Annotated in this window: 17 protein-coding genes and 1 tRNA gene; 11 read left to right on the top strand and 7 right to left on the bottom strand. The window is 63.0% G+C overall.

The window, feature by feature from the left end:
- Positions 1-483 precede the first annotated feature (483 nt).
- Complete coding sequence (rpoH, locus tag ACR9ZN_RS28895; protein WP_434955118.1) at positions 484-1,371, bottom strand: RNA polymerase sigma factor RpoH; 888 nt, start codon at positions 1,369-1,371, stop codon at positions 484-486.
- Positions 1,372-1,911: 540 nt separating this feature from the next.
- On the opposite strand from rpoH, the gene ACR9ZN_RS28890 reads away from it, so the two are divergent.
- Together ACR9ZN_RS28890 and ACR9ZN_RS28885 are read left to right on the top strand one after the other, a co-directional pair.
- Positions 1,912-2,277, top strand: coding sequence for an ElaB/YgaM/YqjD family protein (locus tag ACR9ZN_RS28890; RefSeq protein ID WP_434955117.1), 366 nt, complete (start codon positions 1,912-1,914; stop codon positions 2,275-2,277).
- The gene (locus ACR9ZN_RS28885) at positions 2,274-2,672 is read left to right on the top strand and encodes a hypothetical protein (protein ID WP_434955116.1); all 399 of its coding nucleotides are present in this window, start codon (positions 2,274-2,276) and stop codon (positions 2,670-2,672) included. Before ACR9ZN_RS28890 ends, ACR9ZN_RS28885 begins: the two co-directional genes overlap by 4 nt.
- A 109-nt stretch (positions 2,673-2,781) precedes the next feature.
- On the opposite strand, the gene ACR9ZN_RS28880 is transcribed toward ACR9ZN_RS28885, so the two are convergent.
- Complete coding sequence (locus ACR9ZN_RS28880; protein WP_481273806.1) at positions 2,782-3,813, bottom strand: RluA family pseudouridine synthase; 1,032 nt, start codon at positions 3,811-3,813, stop codon at positions 2,782-2,784.
- A gap of 221 nt (positions 3,814-4,034) precedes the next feature.
- Here ACR9ZN_RS28880 and ACR9ZN_RS28875 point away from each other — a divergent pair.
- Positions 4,035-4,110 (top strand) — tRNA-Glu (locus ACR9ZN_RS28875).
- A gap of 171 nt (positions 4,111-4,281) precedes the next feature.
- Here ACR9ZN_RS28875 and ACR9ZN_RS28870 read toward each other — a convergent pair.
- Positions 4,282-4,581: a hypothetical protein gene (locus ACR9ZN_RS28870; protein ID WP_434955114.1), complete on the bottom strand. Its 300-nt coding sequence runs from the start codon at positions 4,579-4,581 to the stop codon at positions 4,282-4,284.
- Positions 4,582-5,326: 745 nt separating this feature from the next.
- On the opposite strand from ACR9ZN_RS28870, the gene ACR9ZN_RS28865 reads away from it, so the two are divergent.
- Positions 5,327-5,995: a FecR family protein gene (locus ACR9ZN_RS28865; RefSeq protein ID WP_434955113.1), complete on the top strand. Its 669-nt coding sequence runs from the start codon at positions 5,327-5,329 to the stop codon at positions 5,993-5,995.
- An 85-nt stretch (positions 5,996-6,080) separates the two neighbouring features.
- On the opposite strand, the gene ACR9ZN_RS28860 is transcribed toward ACR9ZN_RS28865, so the two are convergent.
- Positions 6,081-6,656: a DNA-3-methyladenine glycosylase gene (locus ACR9ZN_RS28860; RefSeq protein WP_454812771.1), complete on the bottom strand. Its 576-nt coding sequence runs from the start codon at positions 6,654-6,656 to the stop codon at positions 6,081-6,083.
- Positions 6,657-6,822: 166 nt separating this feature from the next.
- On the opposite strand from ACR9ZN_RS28860, the gene ACR9ZN_RS28855 reads away from it, so the two are divergent.
- The 6 genes from ACR9ZN_RS28855 (at position 6,823) to ACR9ZN_RS28830 (ending at position 12,974) form a co-directional block, all read left to right on the top strand.
- Positions 6,823-8,418 carry an OpgD/OpgG family glucan biosynthesis protein gene (locus ACR9ZN_RS28855; protein WP_454812769.1) on the top strand — a complete coding sequence of 532 codons (1,596 nt, stop codon included), beginning with the start codon at positions 6,823-6,825 and terminating at the stop codon, positions 8,416-8,418.
- Between the two features lie 143 nt (positions 8,419-8,561).
- The gene (locus tag ACR9ZN_RS28850) at positions 8,562-9,338 is read left to right on the top strand and encodes an alpha/beta hydrolase (protein ID WP_481273805.1); all 777 of its coding nucleotides are present in this window, start codon (positions 8,562-8,564) and stop codon (positions 9,336-9,338) included.
- 572 nt (positions 9,339-9,910) lie between these two features.
- Positions 9,911-10,435 (top strand): 5-(carboxyamino)imidazole ribonucleotide mutase, encoded by a 525-nt coding sequence (gene purE / locus ACR9ZN_RS28845; RefSeq protein WP_434955109.1) that lies wholly within the window; start codon positions 9,911-9,913, stop codon positions 10,433-10,435.
- The gene (locus ACR9ZN_RS28840) at positions 10,432-11,526 is read left to right on the top strand and encodes a 5-(carboxyamino)imidazole ribonucleotide synthase (RefSeq protein WP_481273804.1); all 1,095 of its coding nucleotides are present in this window, start codon (positions 10,432-10,434) and stop codon (positions 11,524-11,526) included. The genes purE and ACR9ZN_RS28840 overlap by 4 nt, the downstream gene beginning before the upstream one ends.
- A 125-nt stretch (positions 11,527-11,651) precedes the next feature.
- On the top strand, positions 11,652-11,885 hold the full coding sequence (gene rpsU / locus ACR9ZN_RS28835) for a 30S ribosomal protein S21 (RefSeq protein ID WP_068285423.1): 234 nt from the start codon (positions 11,652-11,654) through the stop codon (positions 11,883-11,885).
- Positions 11,886-12,104: 219 nt separating this feature from the next.
- Positions 12,105-12,974 (top strand): tetratricopeptide repeat protein, encoded by an 870-nt coding sequence (locus ACR9ZN_RS28830; RefSeq protein WP_434955107.1) that lies wholly within the window; start codon positions 12,105-12,107, stop codon positions 12,972-12,974.
- A 115-nt stretch (positions 12,975-13,089) separates the two neighbouring features.
- On the opposite strand, the gene ACR9ZN_RS28825 is transcribed toward ACR9ZN_RS28830, so the two are convergent.
- From ACR9ZN_RS28825 to ACR9ZN_RS28815, 3 genes are all read right to left on the bottom strand, one after another.
- Positions 13,090-13,764, bottom strand: coding sequence for a redoxin domain-containing protein (locus tag ACR9ZN_RS28825; protein WP_481273802.1), 675 nt, complete (start codon positions 13,762-13,764; stop codon positions 13,090-13,092).
- 101 nt (positions 13,765-13,865) lie between these two features.
- Positions 13,866-16,901 carry an ATP-binding protein gene (locus tag ACR9ZN_RS28820; RefSeq protein ID WP_481273801.1) on the bottom strand — a complete coding sequence of 1,012 codons (3,036 nt, stop codon included), beginning with the start codon at positions 16,899-16,901 and terminating at the stop codon, positions 13,866-13,868.
- Positions 16,902-17,068: 167 nt separating this feature from the next.
- Positions 17,069-17,257: a hypothetical protein gene (locus ACR9ZN_RS28815; RefSeq protein WP_481273800.1), complete on the bottom strand. Its 189-nt coding sequence runs from the start codon at positions 17,255-17,257 to the stop codon at positions 17,069-17,071.
- Between the two features lie 254 nt (positions 17,258-17,511).
- Between ACR9ZN_RS28815 and ACR9ZN_RS28810 the strand changes: the two genes are divergently transcribed.
- On the top strand, positions 17,512-20,661 hold the full coding sequence (locus ACR9ZN_RS28810) for a cyclic nucleotide-binding domain-containing protein (RefSeq protein ID WP_481273799.1): 3,150 nt from the start codon (positions 17,512-17,514) through the stop codon (positions 20,659-20,661).
- The last annotated feature ends 178 nt before the right edge of the window (positions 20,662-20,839 follow it).

Below are 20,839 nucleotides of genomic sequence, written 5' to 3'. Positions count from 1 at the left end.
TGGCGACGAAAAATGGATGCGCCGGCCCCGCGCTTGGCGCGAGCCTGCCGGCGACAGCTTTGCGATTTGACGGATTGAAAAATGCGCCGGGTGGTATGCCGCCCCGTATGGGAAGCGGCGCGCCCCGCAGCTCGGGGCGCAAACGGCCGAGCCCGGGGCTACGCTTCCGCGATCGGGAAGAGACGAAGGGTGATTTTGACCACGGTGCTCATGGCTCCACCATGTTGATCGACACCGATCCTGTCAAGCCAGATCGGATGATGTCCCGAACGCGCTTTACATCGAGGCATGGAGACAGCTGCGCCCCCTAGAGCAAAGCGGGTTTAGACCGAAACGCTGTTTTGCTCTAGCTCTTTGATTCCAAGCCAATCCAATGGATTGGCTGGAGCGTTTTGCGATTCTTGGCGATTCCACCAAATCGCAAAACGCTTTAAGGAAAAAGCCGCCCGAAGGCGGCTCCCCTTTCGGCTATCGCGAGCAGTATCAGGCCGGCGCGTGCGCGGCTTCCAGACGGGCCACGCCGGAGCGCACTGCCGCCTGGATCTTTTCGAAGGCCCTGACCTCGATCTGGCGTACACGCTCGCGCGAGACGCCGAACTCGTCGGAGAGTTCTTCGAGCGTGATGGGATCATCGGCAAGGCGGCGTGCCTCGAAGATGCGCCGCTCGCGATCGTTCAGCACATTCAGGGCCTGGCGCAGGGCGGTGGAGCGGTTCTCGCTTTGCTCCGTCTCGGCCAGGCGGGTCTCCTGACTGACAGAATCGTCCACCAGCCAGTCCTGCCACTCGCCGTCGCCTTCCTCGCGCACGGGAGCATTCAGCGAAGCATCGCCGCCGAGACGGCGGTTCATCTCCACCACTTCCTGCTCCTGCACGCCGAGCGACTTGGCGATCGACTTGACCTGCTCGGGGCGCAGATCACCTTCATCCAGCGCCGAAATCTGGCTCTTGGCCTTGCGCAGGTTGAAGAAAAGCTTCTTCTGGTTGGCGGTGGTACCCATCTTCACCAGCGACCAGGAGCGCAGAATGTATTCCTGGATCGAGGCGCGGATCCACCACATGGCGTAAGTAGCGAGGCGAAAGCCTTTTTCAGGCTCGAAACGCTTGACGGCCTGCATCAGGCCGATATTGCCTTCCGAAACCACCTCGCCCAACGGCAAGCCATAACCACGATAGCCCATGGCGATCTTGGCCACGAGCCGCAGATGCGAGGTCACCAATTGATGTGCAGCCTCACGGTCGCCATGCTCGCGCCAACGCTTGGCAAGCATGTACTCCTGCTCCGGCTGGAGCATCGGGAAGCGGCGAATTTCATCGAGATAACGCGACAGGCCACTCTCGGCGGCCAAAACGGGAAGCGCGGCAGAAGCCATATGTTCCTCTCCTCTGAACCCCCATCGAGGGCGGTTCAAATCGCCATCCCTCCTTACGAAGCAGACGGCGCCTACGTGATATGGGGACGATACCGGCCCTTGTGAAGACCCTTGTGGATCTTCCCGGTCACGGCATCTCGCGGCCCCGCATGTGCCACCCTCGGCAAATCTATTGACTTGCTTTCACCGAGGACGTCTCACCGGCCATTGGACATTCGTCACCCGGGCGGCTGAGGCACGGACCAATCCCGATCACCCAACTCATCATGCGCCCGATTGCGGCGTTTTCACGTTGCAATTTTTCCCAGGCGGCCATGCATTAATGTGACAGCTCGGTAACATTGTCAAATTAAGGGATGTTAATCGATTTCCAGGCTGAGGGAACCGCCGCCCGTCGTACCGCGTTTACCGTAACGCTTTGTTTACCTTGCACCAACCACCCGTCGGCCTAACTCTTCTAGAGTGCCCTCCGCCATCGCAGCCCGCGATGCTGGAAACCGGCCGCGGCCCTTCACTGTTCACCAGACAGGAGACATCAGTATGGACGGCGATAAGCGCACGGCGCAGGCCAAGGCCGATCTTTCCGAGAGCCTCAGCAAGGATCTCGACGCTCTGAGGGCTGAAGTTGCCCGCCTGACCGAGCAGCTCAGCGCCTATGTCGACGCGGAGAAGAGTTCCTGGTCGAAATTCCTGTCCAAGGAAGCCAGGCATGCCAGGCAGGTGCTCGACGACAAGGTGAACGAGGCTGGCGCCAAAGCCAGCGAAATCGGGGATGCCGCTAGGGAACAGGCATCCGACCTGCAGAAGGCGACGCTCGACTACATCACCCGCAAGCCGCTGCAATCGGTGGCGCTCGCTGCCGGCATCGGCCTGATCCTCGGCCTGTGGAGCAAGGGGCGCTCGTGACTCGTCTCCTTGCTTTAGGTGCCCTCGCCAAGGAGGAACTGAGCGCCGTCCTGCGTCAGTACGGCACTGTCCTCCTTTGGCGCTTGCTCGCAGGCTGCTGCGTTGTCGCGATGGCGATCATCGGGCTGATCAGCCTGCACCGTTTCCTGGCTGAAACCTATGGCCCCTATTGGGCCGACGCAGCGCTCGGCTGTGGATTTGCAGTGCTGGCGGTGTTGGCTCTGGTTGGGGCCCAGGCCGCCGAAAGGAAAGCCAAGCGCCGCCGGCTCCTCGCCGCGACCCTGGTGACAGCGGCGGGCGTCGTCGAGGAGAGCCTGCCGGACAAGAAGACGGTCAGCGGCGCCCTGGCGCTCGCAGCTCTGGCAGGTGGCTTCTGGCTCGGCCGCAAGCGCTAGAGCAAAGCGCGTTCATAACTGAACGCTTGTTTGCTCTAACTCATTGTTTCGACGCGTCTTTGCGGTTCTTGGCGACTCCGTCGAATCGCAAAACGCTTTAGCTTCGGCTTCAACCGGTGCGCAAGGCCTTGGCCAAAGCGGCGAGGTCCGCCGGCAACGGGCTTTCGAACATCAGATGCTTGCCGCTGACGGGGTGCTCGAAACCGAGCAGCCGGGCATGCAGTGCCTGTCGCCCGAGAGAGGCAAGCACTGCGCGCGGCGCCTCCGGCAGGAGGGCCGCCTTGGTCTTGAAGCCGCTGCCATAGACGGCATCGCCCAGCAGCGGATGGCCGAGATGGGCCATGTGAACGCGGATCTGATGGGTCCTGCCGGTCTCCAGCCGGCATTCCACCAGGCTGACCAGCGGCTGGCCGCCGTGGCTGCCCAGGGCCTCGACCAGAGAATAATGGGTGATCGCCTCCCGCCCGCGCCCGAGCGCCACCACGGCCATCTTCTCGCGATTGCGGGTGGATCGGTCGATGCCGGTCTCGATCGTGCCATGCGCGCGCGCCGCCCCCCAGACGAAGGCGAGATAGGCCCGTTCCAGCGGTCCGGTACGGCCATGATCGGCGAACTGGGCCGCCAATCCCTGATGCGCCCTGTCGTTCTTGGCGACCACGAGCAGGCCTGACGTATCCTTGTCGAGGCGGTGCACGATGCCGGGCCGTTTCACGCCGCCAACACCCGACAGCGAATCACCGCAATGGGCGATGAGCGCATTCACCAGCGTGCCGCTCTCATGCCCCGCCGCGGGATGCACGACCAGGCCGACCGGCTTGTCGATGACCAGGAGGTCGTCATCCTCATAGACGATGGCAAGCGGAATATCCTCGCCCTGCGGCTCGGCAGGCTCCGGCTCGGGGACCCGCAGCGCAATTCGTTGCCCCGGCTTGAGGATCTGGCCGGCATCGAGCACCGCACGGCCATCAATCGTGGCATGGCCGGCTTCGATCAGGGCCTTGATGCGCGTGCGTGACAGAGGCTGCAGATCGGGCCTGTTATCGGCGCCCTGGCATTGGCGAGCCAGGAAGCGGTCGATGCGCTCACCGGCTTCGGCGACCTCGAAAAGCGTCTCTTCGGAGTTGTTGGCGATGCTGTTCATGGGCGCCTACTAGAGCAAAACGCGTTCAAGTGGAAACGTCATTTTTCCCTAACTCTTTGTTTCGACGCGCCTTTGCGATTCCTGCCGATTCAATCAAATCGCAGGACGCTTTAAGCGGGAATGTCAGCAATGCCAAGAATTCAAACCACAAATGCGCCAATCGTGCAGATTGCCGCTTGCCGACGGCCTGATTTGCCGCTATAGGCGCACTCCTTGCCGCTGCTCCCATCGTCTAGTGGCCTAGGACGTCGCCCTCTCACGGCGAAAACACCGGTTCGAGTCCGGTTGGGAGCGCCAAGCTTTTCAAGCGCTTAAGCAAGCATTTCCAGAACATCGGCTGATTTGCACGGCCATGCGGCGTCGAACACGCGCTTCGCCGCTGATCGTCCTACGCGCCAAACGAAAAGCGCCACGGTTTCCCGCGGCGCCCGTCAGATTTTCATTGGAAATGAGGTCTGGGTCGGCGCGTCAGCGCATGCCGACCAGACGCTTGGGCGTACGATATTCAACCACCACGGCCCGCGGCGCGACCGCCGCGCGGGGCGACTTAGCAATCGGCAGGCTGAGACGACGCTCGGTCGGCTTCACCGACCGCTTGGCAATGGCACGCACGTCTTCAACGGCGATACCGAGCAGCGATGCGGCGATCTCGACCTGCTGGTCGAAGTCATCATTGAGACATTCGGCGGCGACCAGGGCTTCCTCGATGGTCGGAAGGGCCTGCTTGACGCGCCGGCTGCCGAATTTCGTGTTCCAGGTCTCGCTCACGGATCTATGCCTTCTCTTTCACTTGACGGCACCATAGCAGGATTCTCGCAATGTTGCAGTGCAACAAAGGCTGAGCAGCTATGCGTTGCAATTTCGGCAAAAGTTGGGATCGACGTGCCGAAAAGCCGCTGACGGCATACGAGCGACGCCGCTACCCCAAAGCGTTTTGCCATTTGGCGGTCACGCCAAGAATCGCAAAGACGCTCTAGCCGATCCGTTAGATTGGCTTGGAACCAAAGAGTGGGAGCAAACAGGCGTTTCTGTCTAAACGCGCTTTGCTCCAGGGATGTCCGACGCCCCCCCTATGCCGGTCTGCAATAATTTCCAGGCGCACAAAGTACCGCAAAGGCCTGCCTGATTTCGATCAGCAACCGGCATGCGGTTGAAGCGGGATCAAGCCACGCAAGGGGCATGGCACCTCAAATACCTCCACGTAAGAAATACCAATAAAGAATAATTTACCCAATGGAATCCCAGAAAACCCTATCCCTAATTTGGCTAACCCTGGCAATTCTAATCCAGACGCTTCCGTAGCTACTTCTATCAGATCACCCGCTGCCACCTCGTCGCAACGCGATACACTGCGCTAGACTGCGATGCAAAAACGCAACAGGCCGCTTGGTTTCCAATGGATGAGCTCTGCACATGCTTAATAAGCCTTCACTTTTCGGCTACCGCAGCGCTATGATGACACCGGCTAGATACCGCGTTGATCCCACCTTCGAGTAACGGTTCGATATTTGTCATGACACTACGTTTCCCGCGCCTGGCACCGGTGCTGTTCATCCTGCTTGCTGCCTTCTCTACACAGACGGCCGCCGCCCAGACCGCTCCGACGAAGCAGGGACCTGAAGTCATCGGCGACGTCGTCGGCTTGACGCCGGCCGTACATGGTTCGATGTCCGGACGCCTGGAAATCGGGTCCAGCGTGCATCAGGGCGAGAAGATCGTCACAGGCCCAAGCGGCGTTATCGAACTGCGTTTTCTCGACAATACCCATCTGATGCTCGGCTCCAAGTCGTCGGTCACGCTCGACAGCTTCGTCTATGCCGGCAATGGCAAGGCTAAGTCCGTCGTGCTGCAATTCGCCAAGGGAGCCTTCCGCTTCGCCACTGGCGATTCGGCCAAGAGCGCCTACAAGATTCACGCTCCGCAGGCCTCGATTGGCGTGCGCGGCACCAAATTCCAGGTCGATTCCCGCAGCCCCACCAGCGCCATCACCCTCTATGAGGGCAAGACCTTCATCTGCCCGCCACGGCGCCCCATCCGCTATTGCAAGCTGGTGAAGCCTGGCGAGACCGCACTGGTCGGCGAGGATCGCATCATCCGCATCGTGCCTGCCGCGGGTTCACCCACCGAGCACTGCACGGGCACGGCCAATTCCAAGATCTGCGACACTTTCGGCGGCAAATAAGGGCCTCGAGCCGAGCCGGACAGGCGATCGCGACACGTCCTTGGCGGGCCCCTCCGGGGGCCCGTTTTCGTTTGTGCTTGGGATATCAGAACTTCTTGCTGAGGAATTTCGAGCCGCTCCAGCCGAAGCGCCAAGGCCGTTCGATTGCCTTGCTGATACCGATGCGGGGGCCGGCGGCGATGGGTGGCTCATGGGCTCGCCGCAGGAGCTCGAAGGGGAGCTGGGTCATCGCCAGCCCGTTCTGACCGCCGGTCAGCCCCAAGGCCTGGCAAAGCCGCCCGGGTCCAGAGCAGAACAGGGCCGGATTGGCGAGCCCCCGCCTCTGCGCCATGCGATCGAGTCCCGCAGTCGGTTCCAGGGCTCGCAGCAGCACCGCACTGGCGCGGCCGGGCTCTCCGGATACGATATTGGCGCACCAATGCATGCCGTAGGACAGATAGATGTAGATATGGCCTGGCGGGCCGAACATCACGGCGTTGCGCGGCGTCGGCCCGCGATAGGTGTGAGAGGCCGGATCGTCACGGTCATAGGCCTCGGTCTCGACGATGACGCCGCCGACGCCATCGACCAAGAGGGTCATGCCGATCAGATCTCTGGCAACGGTGAGAACGTCGCGTCTATAGAAGGCGGCGGGAGCATAGGCCTGGGATGAATTGGGCATTTCTCAGATTTTGGAAGATTATTGGGTTCTTTTGAGCTTTTTTGCGCAAAATTCTCGCTCAAATTAATCTATTGTCACGAAATCGACGCGGTTTGAAGCGCCACGGCATTGACAGGCGATAATCCCTGTTTAGCTTGCGGGCGCAGTAGAAGTTAGGAACTTGTTGATGAACGACGCTTTCGACCGACGGCTTTTCCTCCAGGGAGCCGTAAGTCTCTCGACTCTGATGGCACTGGGCCTTCCGACCGCAGCATTCGCCGACGAGGGCGCGCTGACTTTCGGTCCGCCTGCGCCTTTTTCCTTCGAGGGTCTGGTCGAGCGTGCCAAGAAGCTGGCGACGGAGGCCTATGTTCCGACCGAGAAACCAGCGCCCGACATCACCTCCAAGCTGACTTATGAGGAACTCGGCAAGATCAAGTTCAAGACCGAGGACGCTCTGTGGGCCGATGGCCCAGCGCCCTTCCCGGTCACCTTCTTCCATCTCGGCACCTTCTTCCAGAAGAAGGTCACCATCAACGTGGTCGAAGGCAAGAACGCCAGCGAGATCATCTACCGCAAGGCTTCCTTCGACATGCCGACGGACAGCCCGGCGCAGGCCATGCCCGACGGCGTCGGCTTTGCCGGTTTCCGCTTCCAGGAGCCCCGCAACGGGCCGGTCGACTGGAAAAAGAACGACTGGGTCGCCTTCCTCGGCGCCTCCTATTTCCGCGCCATCGGTGAGCTCTATCAATATGGCCTGTCGGCCCGCGGCCTTGCCGTCAACGCAGCCGATCCTAACCCGCCCCATCAGGAAGAATTCCCCGATTTCAAGGAGTTCTGGCTGGAAGCCGTTCCCGGCTCAGCCGACCAGATCAAGGTCTATGCCCTCTTGGACGGTCCGTCCGTCGCCGGCGCCTTCTCCTTCCTGATGACGCGCGCCAAGGCCGTGCTGATGGATATCGAGGCGCAGGTCTTCACGCGCAACGATATCAGCCGTTTCGGCCTGACCCCGCTGACCTCGATGTACTGGTTCTCCGAGACGGCCAAGCAGACCGCAGTCGACTGGCGCCCGGAAGTGCATGATTCCGACGGCCTGGCCATGTGGACGGGCGGCGGCGAGCATATCTGGCGCCCGCTCAACAATGTGCCGGCCACCACCACCTCGGCCTTCACCGATACCAACCCGCGCGGCTTCGGCCTGCTGCAGCGCGACCGCCTGTTCGATCACTATCTCGACGGCGTCAAATATGATCTGCGGCCCTCGCTGTGGGTGGAGCCCCTGGCGCCGTTCGGCGAAGGCACCGTCCAGCTCATCGAAATCCCCACCAATGACGAGATCCACGACAACGTCGTGGCGATGTGGGTGCCGAAGGATCCGGTCAAGGCCGGCCAGCAATTCACGCTGAAATATCGTCTGCACTGGTCGGCGGACGAGCCCTTCCCCACCAATCTCGCCCGCGTGGTGGCGACGCGGCTGGGCAATGGCGGCCATCCCGGCACGCAGCGACCGGTCGGCTTGCGCAAATTCGTGATCGAGTTTCTCGGCGACCCGCTCAAGGACCTGCCCTACGGCGTCAAACCCGAGCCGATCATCACCGCCTCGCGCGGCGAGCTCTCTTACGTCTTCACCGAAGCAGTGCCCGACGGCATCAACGGCCATTGGCGCGCCCAGTTCGACCTGCACGCCACGGGGCCGGAGCCGGTGGAACTGCGCTGCTATCTCAAGCTCGGCGACAAGGTGCTGAGCGAGACCTGGCTTTATCAGTACCATCCGTTCGTATAGCGCTGGATGATCTGAGATATCATGCTCTGGTGATCCGGGGGCACCGCCCCCCGGAAGCCGTGCCCGCTTGTCGCACAAGTCGGATACGAAAGCTCCGCATCCGCCGGGATCAAAGTGACAAATGAACGGCTGCTGTCGATACTTTGCAGCTCAGACCCAGCCCGGTCACCTCACTTCAATTCGGCGCAGCCAGCCGACACCGCGGTCTTGATTTCGCCGAAAGAGATGGCGAAGCTCCGCAGGCGTCAAAGTCGGGGGTGCATGAGATGGCCACCTTTATCCTGATACCCGGTGGCTGGCAGGGCGGCTGGGTCTACCAAAAGGTGGCCGATCTACTGACCACGCACGGGCACAAGGCCCTGCCGATCACCCTTTCGGGGCTCGGCGACGCTCCGGCCCCAGCGGCCAATCTCGAAACTCACATAGGTGAGGCCGTTCGTGCCGTGAAATCGCATGGCGACGATGTGGTCCTGGTTGGACAATCCTACGGCGGAATGGTCGTAAGCGGCGCAGCCGATGCAGCGTCATCCCAAATCCGGGCGCTGGTCTATGTGGACGCCTATGTGCCTGAGTCCGGCGACTCTGTCTGGTCGCTGACGACTCCTCGTTTTCGAGATGTCTTCATCGCTGGCGCGGCGGCTGACGGACTGACCTGCACGCCGCCCTCCCATCTGGATCCTCGATGCCGGCCACATCCAATCGGAACGTTTCTCCAATCGATCAATCTCAGCGGGCGTTGGCGTGAAGTGCCGCGCAAGACCTTCATCGGCGCGTTTGGATGGGAAGGGAGTCCGTTCCTTGACCTTTACCGGCGCCTGAGCAGCGAGCCGGATTGGGCGACCCATGCCTTCGATTGCGGGCACAATGTCGCGCGGCTGAAGCCCGAGGCCCTGGCCGAGATATTGCTGGCCCAGGTTTGAGCAACCCATGGCTGCAATCCTCCCAGCTGCGATATGCCATGCGGGGAAATTCCTGATTTCGACGACGGTGCAGAAATCAGGTACTAAATTCACTACAGAATGCGGAAGTTTTGCGACGTAGGACCGGATTGAAACTGGGAGCGCATCATGAGCAAGAAGTGTACGTTCGCAAAGCTGGTTTCAACGCGCCTTGGATCGACGTTGTTCTTTATCGTAGTCTGGACGATCTTGATGTTGGGCATTCAATCAGCGTGGCATCCCGCACAGAGCTGGACGGCCACGCTGATAGGGCAAGCCATAGGGAGTGTTGTAGCTGGCGGGCTCTGGTTTTTGCTTTGGCCGCGTTTCTCGCGAAAGTCGTGATTTTTGTGGCGCCCGAACTCCCTTTGAAATCATCCACCTATTCGTATCGCAAAAGTCCGTGGCGGAGAGCATGCGCGTCCTTCCCGCAAAATAACCTTGCCCGGAGGCTCGTCCCCGCCAGTGGCGCGCAAGTCAGGCGGAGAAGAACACGCTGCCTTCCCAAAACCGGCATCTTGCTCTAGACACCCCTTTTGCCGAAGGGAGTCCCGATGCCATCCAGCACCGCGGCGGGGCAGGCCGTGCCTGTCGCCATCATCATGGGAAGTCAGTCCGATTGGGCCACGATGCGCCACGCTGCGCAGACCCTGGATACGCTCGGCATCGGTTATGAAGCCCGCATCGTCTCGGCACACCGCACGCCCGACCGCCTCTACGACTTCGCCAAATCGGCAAAGGCGAAGGGCTTCAAGCTGGTGATCGCTGGCGCTGGCGGCGCGGCCCATCTGCCCGGCATGGCTGCGGCCCTCACCCCGCTCCCCGTCTTCGGCGTTCCGGTTGAATCCAAGGCGCTTTCAGGCGTGGACAGCCTGCATTCCATCGTGCAGATGCCGGCCGGCATACCGGTGGGCACCTTGGCGATCGGACGTGCGGGCGCCGTCAACGCCGCTTTGCTCGCCGCCGCCGTGCTCGCCCTCCACGACGAGGCCCTGGCGACGCGGCTCGAGCGCTGGCGCGCCGCCCAGACCGAAGCGGTTGCCCATCATCCCGTTTCCGACGACACGGTGAAGGCATGAGCCAGGGTATCCAAACACCGCGCGTCGGACCGGGAGGAACGCTCGGCATTCTCGGCGGCGGCCAGCTCGGCCGCATGCTGGCCCTGGCGGCCGGACAGCTCGGCATACGCTGTCACATCTATTGCCCCGACGATACCAGCCCGGCCTTCCAGGTCGCCGAGCGCTTCACATGTGCCGCCTATGAGGACGAGGCGGCGCTTGCAGCCTTTGCCGAAAGCGTCGATGCCATCACCTATGAGTTCGAGAACATCCCGGCCGCCACGGCGGCGATCCTTTCCGCGGCGCGCCCCGTCCTGCCGGCCGTGCGCGCCCTGGAAACCACCGCGGACCGCCTGACGGAAAAGAACTTCGTGCGCTCGCTCGGCATCGGCACCGCCGAATTCCGGGCCGTCGACAGCCATGCCGACCTCGCCTCCGCCGTTGCCGCCCTGGGCCGCCCCAGCGTGCTCAAGACCCGGCGCTTCGGCTATGACGGCAAGGGGCAGACCATCATCCGGCCGGGCAACGACCTCTCGGAGGCACTGGCCCGCATGGGTGGCCAGCCCGCGATTCTGGAGGCCTTCGTCCCTTTCGAGACGGAAGTCTCGGTCATCGCAGTCCGGGCCGACGACGGCGCCGTGCGCACCTACGACCTCACCGAGAACCTTCATCACGACCACATTCTCGATCAGTCGATCGTACCTTCCCATTTTTCGGCGCTGGTCGAGGTCGAGGCCCGCGAAATCGCCGCCCGGATCATCGCTGCGCTCGACTATGTCGGCGTGCTCGCCGTCGAAATGTTCGTGACCTCGGACCGTCAGGTCCTCGTCAACGAAGTCGCCCCGCGCGTGCACAATTCCGGGCACTGGACGCAGAATGCCTGCTTGGTCAGCCAGTTCGAGAATCACGTGCGCGCCGTTTGCGGCTGGCCGCTGGGTTCCACCGAACGCCACTCAGACGCCGTGATGACCAATCTGATCGGCGACAGCGTGCATGCCTGGCGTGCTCTGACCGCTGAACCGAACGCCTCGGTGCACCTCTATGGCAAGCGCGAGGCACGTGCGGGACGGAAAATGGGCCATGTCACACGGATAACGCCGAGATCGCGCTAATCCGTATGGACAGCGGCGATACCTTCTGATATGACCCCGCTTCCAAATTCGGCGGTGCTTTGGCACCGGGTTTCCTGTTGCCAAGCCGCCGCAGCGATTCACACCAGGATAATAGGACAGCACGCGTGCAGGTTCTCGTTCGCGATAACAATGTTGATCAGGCGCTGAAGGCGCTCAAGAAGAAGATGCAGCGTGAAGGCATCTTCCGTGAAATGAAGCTGCGCGGCCATTACGAGAAGCCGTCCGAGAAGCGCGCCCGCGAGGCTGCCGAGGCCGTTCGCCGCGCCCGCAAGCTGGCTCGCAAGAAGCTGCAGCGCGAAGGCCTGATTCCCGCAACGCCGCGCGTTGTGAAGAAGTAAGTCTGATTTTTGATCGGAAGATAGGTTGAACGAACGCCCGAGCCATTTGGCCCGGGCGTTCACGTTTGTAGCGTATGAGGTCGCCGGGGGTGCGCCGGCCAGGTGAGATGCGTCGAAATGCATGGAAAGGCTTTACTTTCCAGCAAGGTTAATGCGGCAGATTGCCGGTCGAGGACTCGCAGCTCCCGTAACTCGTCTCGATGGATCCGGACCGACAAGATGACATTTTCCACGACAACCACGGCAGAGTCCCCAGCCAGAACCTCCATCTCCCGTATCGCCGCCCTCCTGCTGCTGGGCGTTGCGGGCCTCGGTCTGGTCGGCTGTGCCTCCACCGGCAGCGGTGGCGATGATGGCGATGCCAGCAGCCGCCAGGTCTCGTCGGCCGATATCGGTTCACTTTCCTCGGTGATCGAAAAGAATCCCAACGATCCCGAAGCCTGGAACATGCGCGGCTCGGCCTATGCGCGTTCCAACCAGTACGGACCGGCGATCTCCGACTTCAACCGCGCGCTGCAGATCGATCCGAACTTCGTCCAGTCCCTGGCCAACCGCGCTTTGGTCTACCGCAAGACCGGCCAGACGGCCCAGGCCCTCGCCGACTACAATCAGGTGATCACCCACGATCCCAATTATGCGCCAGCCTATGTCGGCCGCGGCAACATCTATCGCCTGCAGGGCCAGACCCAGCAGGCCATGGCCGACTATGACAAGGCCATCAAGATCAAGCCGGAGACGGCCGAGGCCTATTACAATCGCGGCTTGATCCGCCAGGCCAGCGCCAATCATGAAGTCGCGATCGACGATTTCACCTCGGCGATCTCCAACGATCCGCGCGCCGAGGCCCCCTATTATTCACGCGGCAGCTCCTATCTGCAGTTGCAGAAATACAAGGAAGCACTGTCCGACTTCGATCAGGCCCTGCAGATCAACAACCGCAACGCCGCCTCCTGGGCGGGCCGCGGCTATGCCCAGGCCGGCTTGAACGACACCCAGAAGGCACGCGAGAGCTTCCAGCGCGCGCTGGCGATCGATTCGAGCAACGCAGCGGCTAAGAGCGGCCTCAGCCGGCTCGGCGGCGGCGCCTGAGGGCACGGCTGCAAGGCAACGCGCCTCAAGTCGGTGAGGGCGGCCATCCGCGAGTGGCAGGCCGTCTCACCCTTGCGTGGCGTCCCCCTGCCCGTTCGGCTGGAAGGCAGGGCCCTCAGTGGGACCCGCCTTTCTCACGTCCGAGCGCCGTCTCGGCCGCGGCAACGATTTCCTGGGCGGAAGGAAACTTCCCGATTCCCGCCAGGCCCTCGCTGCATTCGATGTGGGTCCAGCGCACCAGCCCCTCGCGATCAATGAGAAATTGCCCCTTGAGCTGAGGCCATTGCCGCTCCAGATCGGCATGATCGGTCTGGTTCTCGATGTAACCGTCGAGCTGGGCCAGCGCCTCTGCGGCTTGCCGAACCGGCAAAGGTTCCGCCAGCTCACCGGTGGGATTGACTCGGGTCTCCGCCAAGGCGGCCATCAGCTCCGGTGTCGGCAGCGGCTTGGGGACACCATAGGCCCGGTGCGTCGACAGCGTCGGATCGGTTGCGATGCGCAGCGGGCTCGGCCTGAACTTGAAATAGAGCCGGGCATTTTCGAGTTCGGTCGCGACGACGCCGAGCGTCTCGATCCCCAGCGCCTGCAATTGGGGAGCCGTTGCGGCCATCTGCGCGATCGCCCTGCGGCAGAACGGGCACCACAATCCGACGAACAGGGCAAGAAACAACGAATTCCTGCCGCGAAAATCGGCGAGCGATACGCTGCCCGACCCGTCGAGAGCGGGCAACGAGAAATCCGGCGCGCGTTCACCCAAGGCAATCGGCACCAGTGTCGGCTGCATGTTCATGCAAAACCCCTTTCATCGTGGCCAAAAACATCGTGTCGAAAATTTAGGGTGTGCCGTCCGTGATGGTTTCGGCGGAAACGATGCGACGACAAGGAATGGAGTTAACAAAGAAACGGCAAGACCATCAGGGCGTCTGGCTCCAGGCCGGCACGCTGACAAACCTCCTGCGACTTGGCCAAGTATAGCGCCGCTTGCTCCTGGTTCCCAGCGTCCAGATGGAGCGTGCCCAAGCCATCATAGCAGGGAAACAGGAATTGCGGCTCGCCCATGCGTTCGGCCAGGCGCAAGGCTTCCTCATAGGAGGCGAAGGCGAGCCGGTGTTCGCCGCGACATTGATAGATCTGGCCAAGGATGATGAGCGGCGCGGCCAGGTGATCGAGCAGGCCGAGCCGCCGGTCGAGATCGACCGCCATCTGCGCCGCTTCGACGCCCTCCGCCTCACAGCGATCGGTCAGCGCACAATAGGCGACCGCGAGATTGGCGTAGATCCGGGACTGGAAACCAAGGTCTCCTACCTTCTTGGCCATCTCCAAGCCACGCAGGCAGGTTGCGATGCTGCGCTGCGGATCGAGGGAGCTGTAGAGCACGCCGAGATTGGTATAGCCACGGCAGGCAGCCTGCAGCAGGCGATGGTCCTCGGCGAGCCGCACGCTCTGCTCGATCTGCTCGATCGCATCCGCCGGCCGGCCGATGCGCGCTAGCGCCACGCCGATGGTGTTGTAGGCCTGAGCCCGTATCGCAGCCAGTTCCCGCAGACGTTCCTGCTCCGTATCGGCACCCTCACGATCCGTCTCGGCAAGGGCTCGTTCCGTCCAGGCGATCGCACCGTCATTGTCGCCGGTGCGAAAGGCCAACCGCCCGACCTCCTGGAGCAATTGCGCACGCTCGGGCGAATATCCCTCGCCCCCGATCAAGGCGAGGCCCTGCATGAAGCAGCCCCTGGCTGCCTGGCGATCGCCCGCTTCCCAATGCAGACCACCGATCTTGCGCTGGAGGCGCGCCGCCGCGGCCGAATCCGCCGCGGCCTCGAAGGCCTGACGCACGGCCTCATAGTGAATAGCCGCCTCTGTTCGCCGCTCGGTCAGCGCCAGCAGGTCCGCCAACCTTTCCCGTGTCGCCAAGCTGTCACCTTCGCAGCCGGCGCAGTAGGACAGAATACCAAAGGCCCGCTCATAATGGCGGATGGCATCGTCATTGGCGTAGACGGCGCGGGCCCGGTCGCCAGCCGCCATGAGATAGCGCGCGCCCTTGGCCTTGTCGAAGCTCAGGCTCCAATGATGGCCCAACGCCTCCAGATCGCTCAGCCTCTCGGGACGGCTACCCACGGCCCGTTCGAGTGCGCGGCCGGCCCGTTCGTGCAGTTCGGTCCGGCGGGCAAGCAGCAGGTTCTGGTAGACGGCTTCATGGATGAGAGCATGGGTGAAGCGATAGCTGCCCGCGCCCTCGCTGACCCGGACGATGAAATTTGCCTCGGTCAGGTCGCGGAGAGCGGCTTCCACTCGAGCCGGTTCGGTGGCGATAGCCGCAAGATGGGCATCCTCGAACGCCATGCCGAGTACGGCTACCTCATGCAGCACACGCCGCTGGTCCGCCGGCAGTTCATCGACGCGCGACAGCAGCAAGCCCTGCAGGGTCGGCGGGACATTGTCGGCTTCGAGCGGGGCCGCGCGGATCCAGCGATCTCCCTCGCGCCGGAGCACGCCCCTGGCCACCAGGCTTCGGACGATCTCTTCCACGAAGAGAGGATTGCCACCGGACCGACGGATGACGAAGGCCCGGATTTCATCGAGAGTATCCGCGTCGGCCTCCCCAAAAAGGGCGCCGACGAAGGCCCGCGTCTGATCCGCCGAAAGGGGAGCCAGGGGAAGGCTCGATTGCACGGCGTGGGCAAAGCATAGCGGGGGCCGGCCGGGGCGGTGGGACAGCACGATCATCAGGCGCCGATCCGCTAGGTGATCGGCGATGTCGCACAACAGCTCCACCGAGGCCATGTCGGCCCAGTGCAGGTCTTCGACGACGGCCAGCAAATGTCCCTGGTCCAGGCGGCGCCCGATCAGCATGCGCGCGGCCAGGGCGATCTGGCGTTTCACCTGTTCGGGCGCGAGTTCGTCGGCGCTCGCCCCCTCCATGCCGAGCATGTAGCTCAGGACCGGGATGACGGCCTCGGCCATTTCGAGTTCGGCACCCAGCCCGACAAGTCCAGCCGCAAGCTTTCGGCTCGCCGTTTCGAGCGTATCGTCGCGGTTCACCCGATAGGCCTCGCGGAACAGGGCGCCGAAGACGCCATAGGCCGGTTCGCCAAGGGAGGAACACGCGGTGCGGCGTACGGCACCGCCGGCCAGCCTGTCCTGCGCTTCGAGCACCGCCAGGAATTCGGCGACCAGCCGCGATTTGCCCGAACCAGCTTCCCCCACGAGGTTGACGATCTGGGCAGATCCCGTCTGCGCTCGATCGAAGGTGGCGATCAGCCCCGCCAATTCGTCGTCACGGCCGATCATCGGGCTTTCCAACCCATGGGCAGCCAGCCCGCGCGCCGAAGCGGGCGTGGTCGACAGGCCGATTAGCCGATAGGCCGCCACCGGCTCCGCCTTACCGCGCAGAGCCAGGGCATGCGCCGGCTCGAAACTAAAACGGTGCTGGGCCAGGGCATGCGTGGCCGCGGAAACCAGGATAGTGCCTGAGGCCGCCGCCAGTAGGCGTGCCGTCGTGTTGACGGTGTCGCCGGTCACCGCATAGGCGGCGCCGGCGGCCTGGCCAAGGCGCCCCGCAACCACAAGACCGGTATGGACGCCGATATGGAGGCTCATCTGCTGCCCCAGCCGCCCGGCCCAGCGTTCATTGAGCCGGACGCTCTCCTCCGTCATGTCCAGCGCAGCGCAGAGGGCCCGCTCCGGATCGTCTTCATGGGCAATGGGTGCACCGAACGCGGCCAGGACAGCATCGCCGACGAATTTTTCCACGAAGCCTTGATAACGCGTCACCACGCCCGCCAGGGTTTCGAACAGGGCGTTCTGGAACGCCCGCACTTCCTCGGGATCAAGCCGCTCGGCGAGCTGGGTGAAGCTCGAGACATCCGCAAAGAGCACTGTCACCTGTCGCCTGTCGACCTCTGGATCGGCGCGCGTCTTGGCCGGCACCAATGGCGCAGGGGCGACGGGTTCGGCGGCCGGGCCAGCTGCGCCGAGCGTCCGCGCCGTGCCGCAACGAGGACAAAAGGCAAATCCGGCCTCACAGAGGAAGCCGCATTTTGCGCAAGGTGCCGGTTGCGCACATCCGCATCGCGGGCAGAACGCGAAGACCGATGTCAGCTCAAGACCGCACCCGGCGCACACCATAGGACGATCCGCCAGAGATAATGCGGGCCCACCGCCCCGCCCATGGCCGCGATAGCCGGTCGGCGCCAGACCAGATCCAATTCCATGTTCTGATGGATCGAGCGACGCCAGGTGGAAGGAAATACATCTTCCTGCTCCAAACGCAGGATTTTGCTCACGTTTTTATTCTAGGCGGCGCATAGGGGCACAGCAAGCGTCTTTTGAGCCGGCCACTCGTAACCTCCTTCTTCCTTGGCAAAGAGTAGATATGAATGTTTCGCCGCGCCCCGTCCGTCACACCAACTTCAATCGATAAGTATTTCGATTACAATTATCCGTATTTCCCGGTATTTTGACTTCAGGCACCGACCGAAGACCACCTCACTCAAGTCGTGTGCGCTATTGGTACGAGGGAGCGGTGAAGCAAGAGCCCATGCCGAGCATCCAGGCCGAGGCGCCCGGCCGGGGGGCCATCGAGCCGGCGGCGGATGGCAAGACGCTCCCACCATTGTTTGTCTATATTTGGCGCACCAGCCGGCGGCAGCAGATCATTATCCTGGTCGCGGTCCTGCTCTCCTTGCCGTTCTACTTTCTGTCGCTCGACCTGCCCCGCAGTATCGTCAACGATGCCATCCAGGGTCGCGCTTTCCCGCACGAAGTTACCGAGGCGCCCCTTTTCGCCCTCAGCCTGACCCTGCCGGCCTTTCTGGGCGGCGGCACGCTGAGTTATGCAGGCGTCACCTTCTCCCGCATCGCCTATCTGATGGTGCTCAGCTCCGTCTTCATGCTGCTGGTGCTGGTCAACGGTGCTTTTCGCTATGTCATCAACATGCAGAAGGGCAAGCTCGGCGAGGAATTGTTGCGTCGCCTGCGCCTCGATCTCTTCGATCTGTTGCTGCGCTTCAGGCCCGAAGCCATCCGCACGATTCGCTCGGCAGAGGTCGCTACCATCATCCGTGACGAGGTCGAGCCGATCGGCGGCTTCGTCGGCGACGCCTATATCCAACCCGCTTTTCTTGGCAGCCAGGCCCTCACCGCCCTCGGCTTCATCCTGCTGCAAAGTCCCCTGCTTGGCCTTCTCGCTGCGGCCATGGTGCTGGTCCAGGGCCTGATCATCCCGCGGCTGCGGCGCGAGCAGCTCAGGCTCGGGCGCCAGCGCCAGGCACGCTCACGCTCGCTTGCCGGTCATGTCGGCGAGATCGTCGACGGCATCGGCGAGGTCAGCAACCATGGCACGGCTGCCTACGAAAGGCACAGGATCGTCGGCATTCTCGATGAGCTCTTCTGGATCCGCTATCGCCTTTATGGCCGGAAGTTCATGGTGAAATTCATCAATTCCGTGCTGGCGCAGGTGACGCCCTTCCTGTTCTACGCGCTGGGCGGCTATTTGGCCTTGCGCGGTTCGCTGGACATCGGCCAGTTGGTGGCGGTGATCGCGGCCTATCGCGACCTGCCACCGCCCATCAAGGAGTTGATCGACTGGGACCAGCAGCGCCAGGACGTCGAGGTCAAATATGAGCAGATCCTGGAGCAGTTCTCCCTGGCCGAACTGCCTCGGCCCGCCGGAGCGGCCCCCGACCTGACGTCCGGCGGCTCTATCGCCGTCGAAGCCCTGCGGATCCACGCGCCAAGCGGCGACGTCCTCCTCGACAACGCCAATCTCACCCTGCCGCTGGGGTCGCATGTGCTGTTCACCGGCTCCCGCGGCGAGGGCTTCATCGCCCTGGCCCAGGTTCTGGCGCGCCGCCTGACGGAATTCAGCGGCAGGATACGCTTTGCCGGACAGGACATCGCCGCCTTGCCCGCTGACTGGATCGGGGAAAATCTCGGTTATCTCGGTTCCGATTGCAGCATTTTTGGGCGTTCGCTGCGCGATAACATCGTCTACAGCCTGCTAAACCAACCTGTTGGCGCGAGCGCGGGCGCCCTCGATCTGAGCAGGGCCGGGGCCACCGATTCGCGGGAACTCGACCAGCTTATCGTCAACCTGCTGGCCGAGGTCGGCCTCGCCGAGGCTGTCTATGGCTTCGGCCTTGCCCGCAAATTCGCCGTCGAGCCCGATCCCGAGCTTGCCCAACGCCTCGTTGCCTGCCGCCGGCAGCTCATCCGGGAACTCGAAACGACGCATCTGGCTGAGCTGATCGAGCCTTTCGATCCGGCCTGCTTCAACCCCTATGCCACCCTGGGCGAGAACCTGTTCTTCGGCGTGCCGACTGCCGAAGGCGCCATCGAAGCCCTGATCGACGACCCGCAGATCGCCGCCTTGCTGGCCGAGCAGGGACTCGATCGCAGCCTCGCCGACCTGGGACTGAAAATCAGCGCGACCATGGTGGAGGTCTTCTCGCAGATCGCCGCAGATCATATCGCATTCGAGCGCTTTTCCTTCATCTCTTCGAGCGATCTGCCGCACTTTGCCGAGATTGTCGCCCGCGCCGGCGCACGAGGCACCGGCGCCCTTGCGCCAACCGAACGCAAAAGCCTGCTCATGCTGGCGCTCAATTATGTCGAGACCCGCCACTGGCTTGGGCTGCTGACCGATGCCCTCGCCGAGACGATCGTGCGAACCCGCAGGCAGATCATGGCCCTCGATCCCGCCCGGTTCGTCCGAAAGCTGGAATTCTACGCGCCCGACCGGCTCTGCCCCGCCGCACCGCTGCGCGACAATCTGCTGTTCGGACGCATCGACCATGCGATGGCCGGCGCCGAAGAGCGCGTCATGACCACCCTGCGCAAGGTCGTGCAGGATTGCGGGCTCGAGCCTGTCATCTACCGGCTCGGCCTCGATCAGGAGGCCGGCCCCGGCGGACGCCTGCTGCTGCCGGCCCACAAATGCGCCCTTGCTTTGGCGCGCTGTCTCATCAAACGCCCGAAGATCCTCATCCTCGACCAGCCCGACCTGATGTTTCCGGAAGGCCAGCGCGCCCTCATCCTGGAGACGGCGCGCCGCCGCATGGCCGGGTGTACCCTCATCGTCGCCACGCGGGACGACACGGCGCGGACTTCGTTCGATGTCGTGGTTGCGACCCGTGGCAACCGCATCGAAACGGTGACCCGGCTATCCGCGCCGACGGCGCCCCAGGAAGCCGTGCCCGAGACGCTGATCGAGGACTTGCCCGAGGTCCAGGCCCTGCGCGACGTGCCGATGTTCGCGGCCCTGGACACGCCACGCCTGAAGCTGATCGCCTTCACCTGCGAACACGTGGCGTTCGCACAAGGCCAGACCCTGTTTCGCCAGGGCGATGTCGCCGATGCCGCCTATGTCATCCTCTCGGGCACCGCCGACGCCTTCATGGAACATGAGGGCGAGAGCTTTCATCTGTCCACGACCGAGCGGCATTCCATCATCGGCGAGATGGGACTGATAGGCAGCTTGCCTCGTTCGGCCACGGTGGTGGCGGCCACTGACCTCGGCACCCTGAAGATCGCCAAGGACATTTTCGTCAATCTCCTTACCGAACTGCCCTCCGTTGCGCTCGTGGTGATGCGCGACCAGATCAAACGGCTGGTCCTTGCCGAGAGCCGCCTCACCCGCCTGATGCAAGGCCTGCCTCCCTTCGGCGCGGATGACCCCGGTCCGTCCTGAGCGGAAACGGGCCGGCGCACGAGGCCTTTGAACGCGGCGTCAAGAATCGCGCGCTTTGGGGCTTACATCTCGGGCCATCAATCCAATATAAGGCTGAGCGAATGCGGCTGGGACGAATGCGCACCCGGCCGTGCGCCTATCCGTTGCTGAAGAGTGCGTCCGCGCTCCGGAGATTGCC

Source organism: Labrys sp. HAY1-8F (assembly GCF_056754975.1).
The sequence above is the reverse complement of the archived record's forward strand: the minus strand, read 5'-3'. Positions and strand labels throughout refer to the sequence as shown.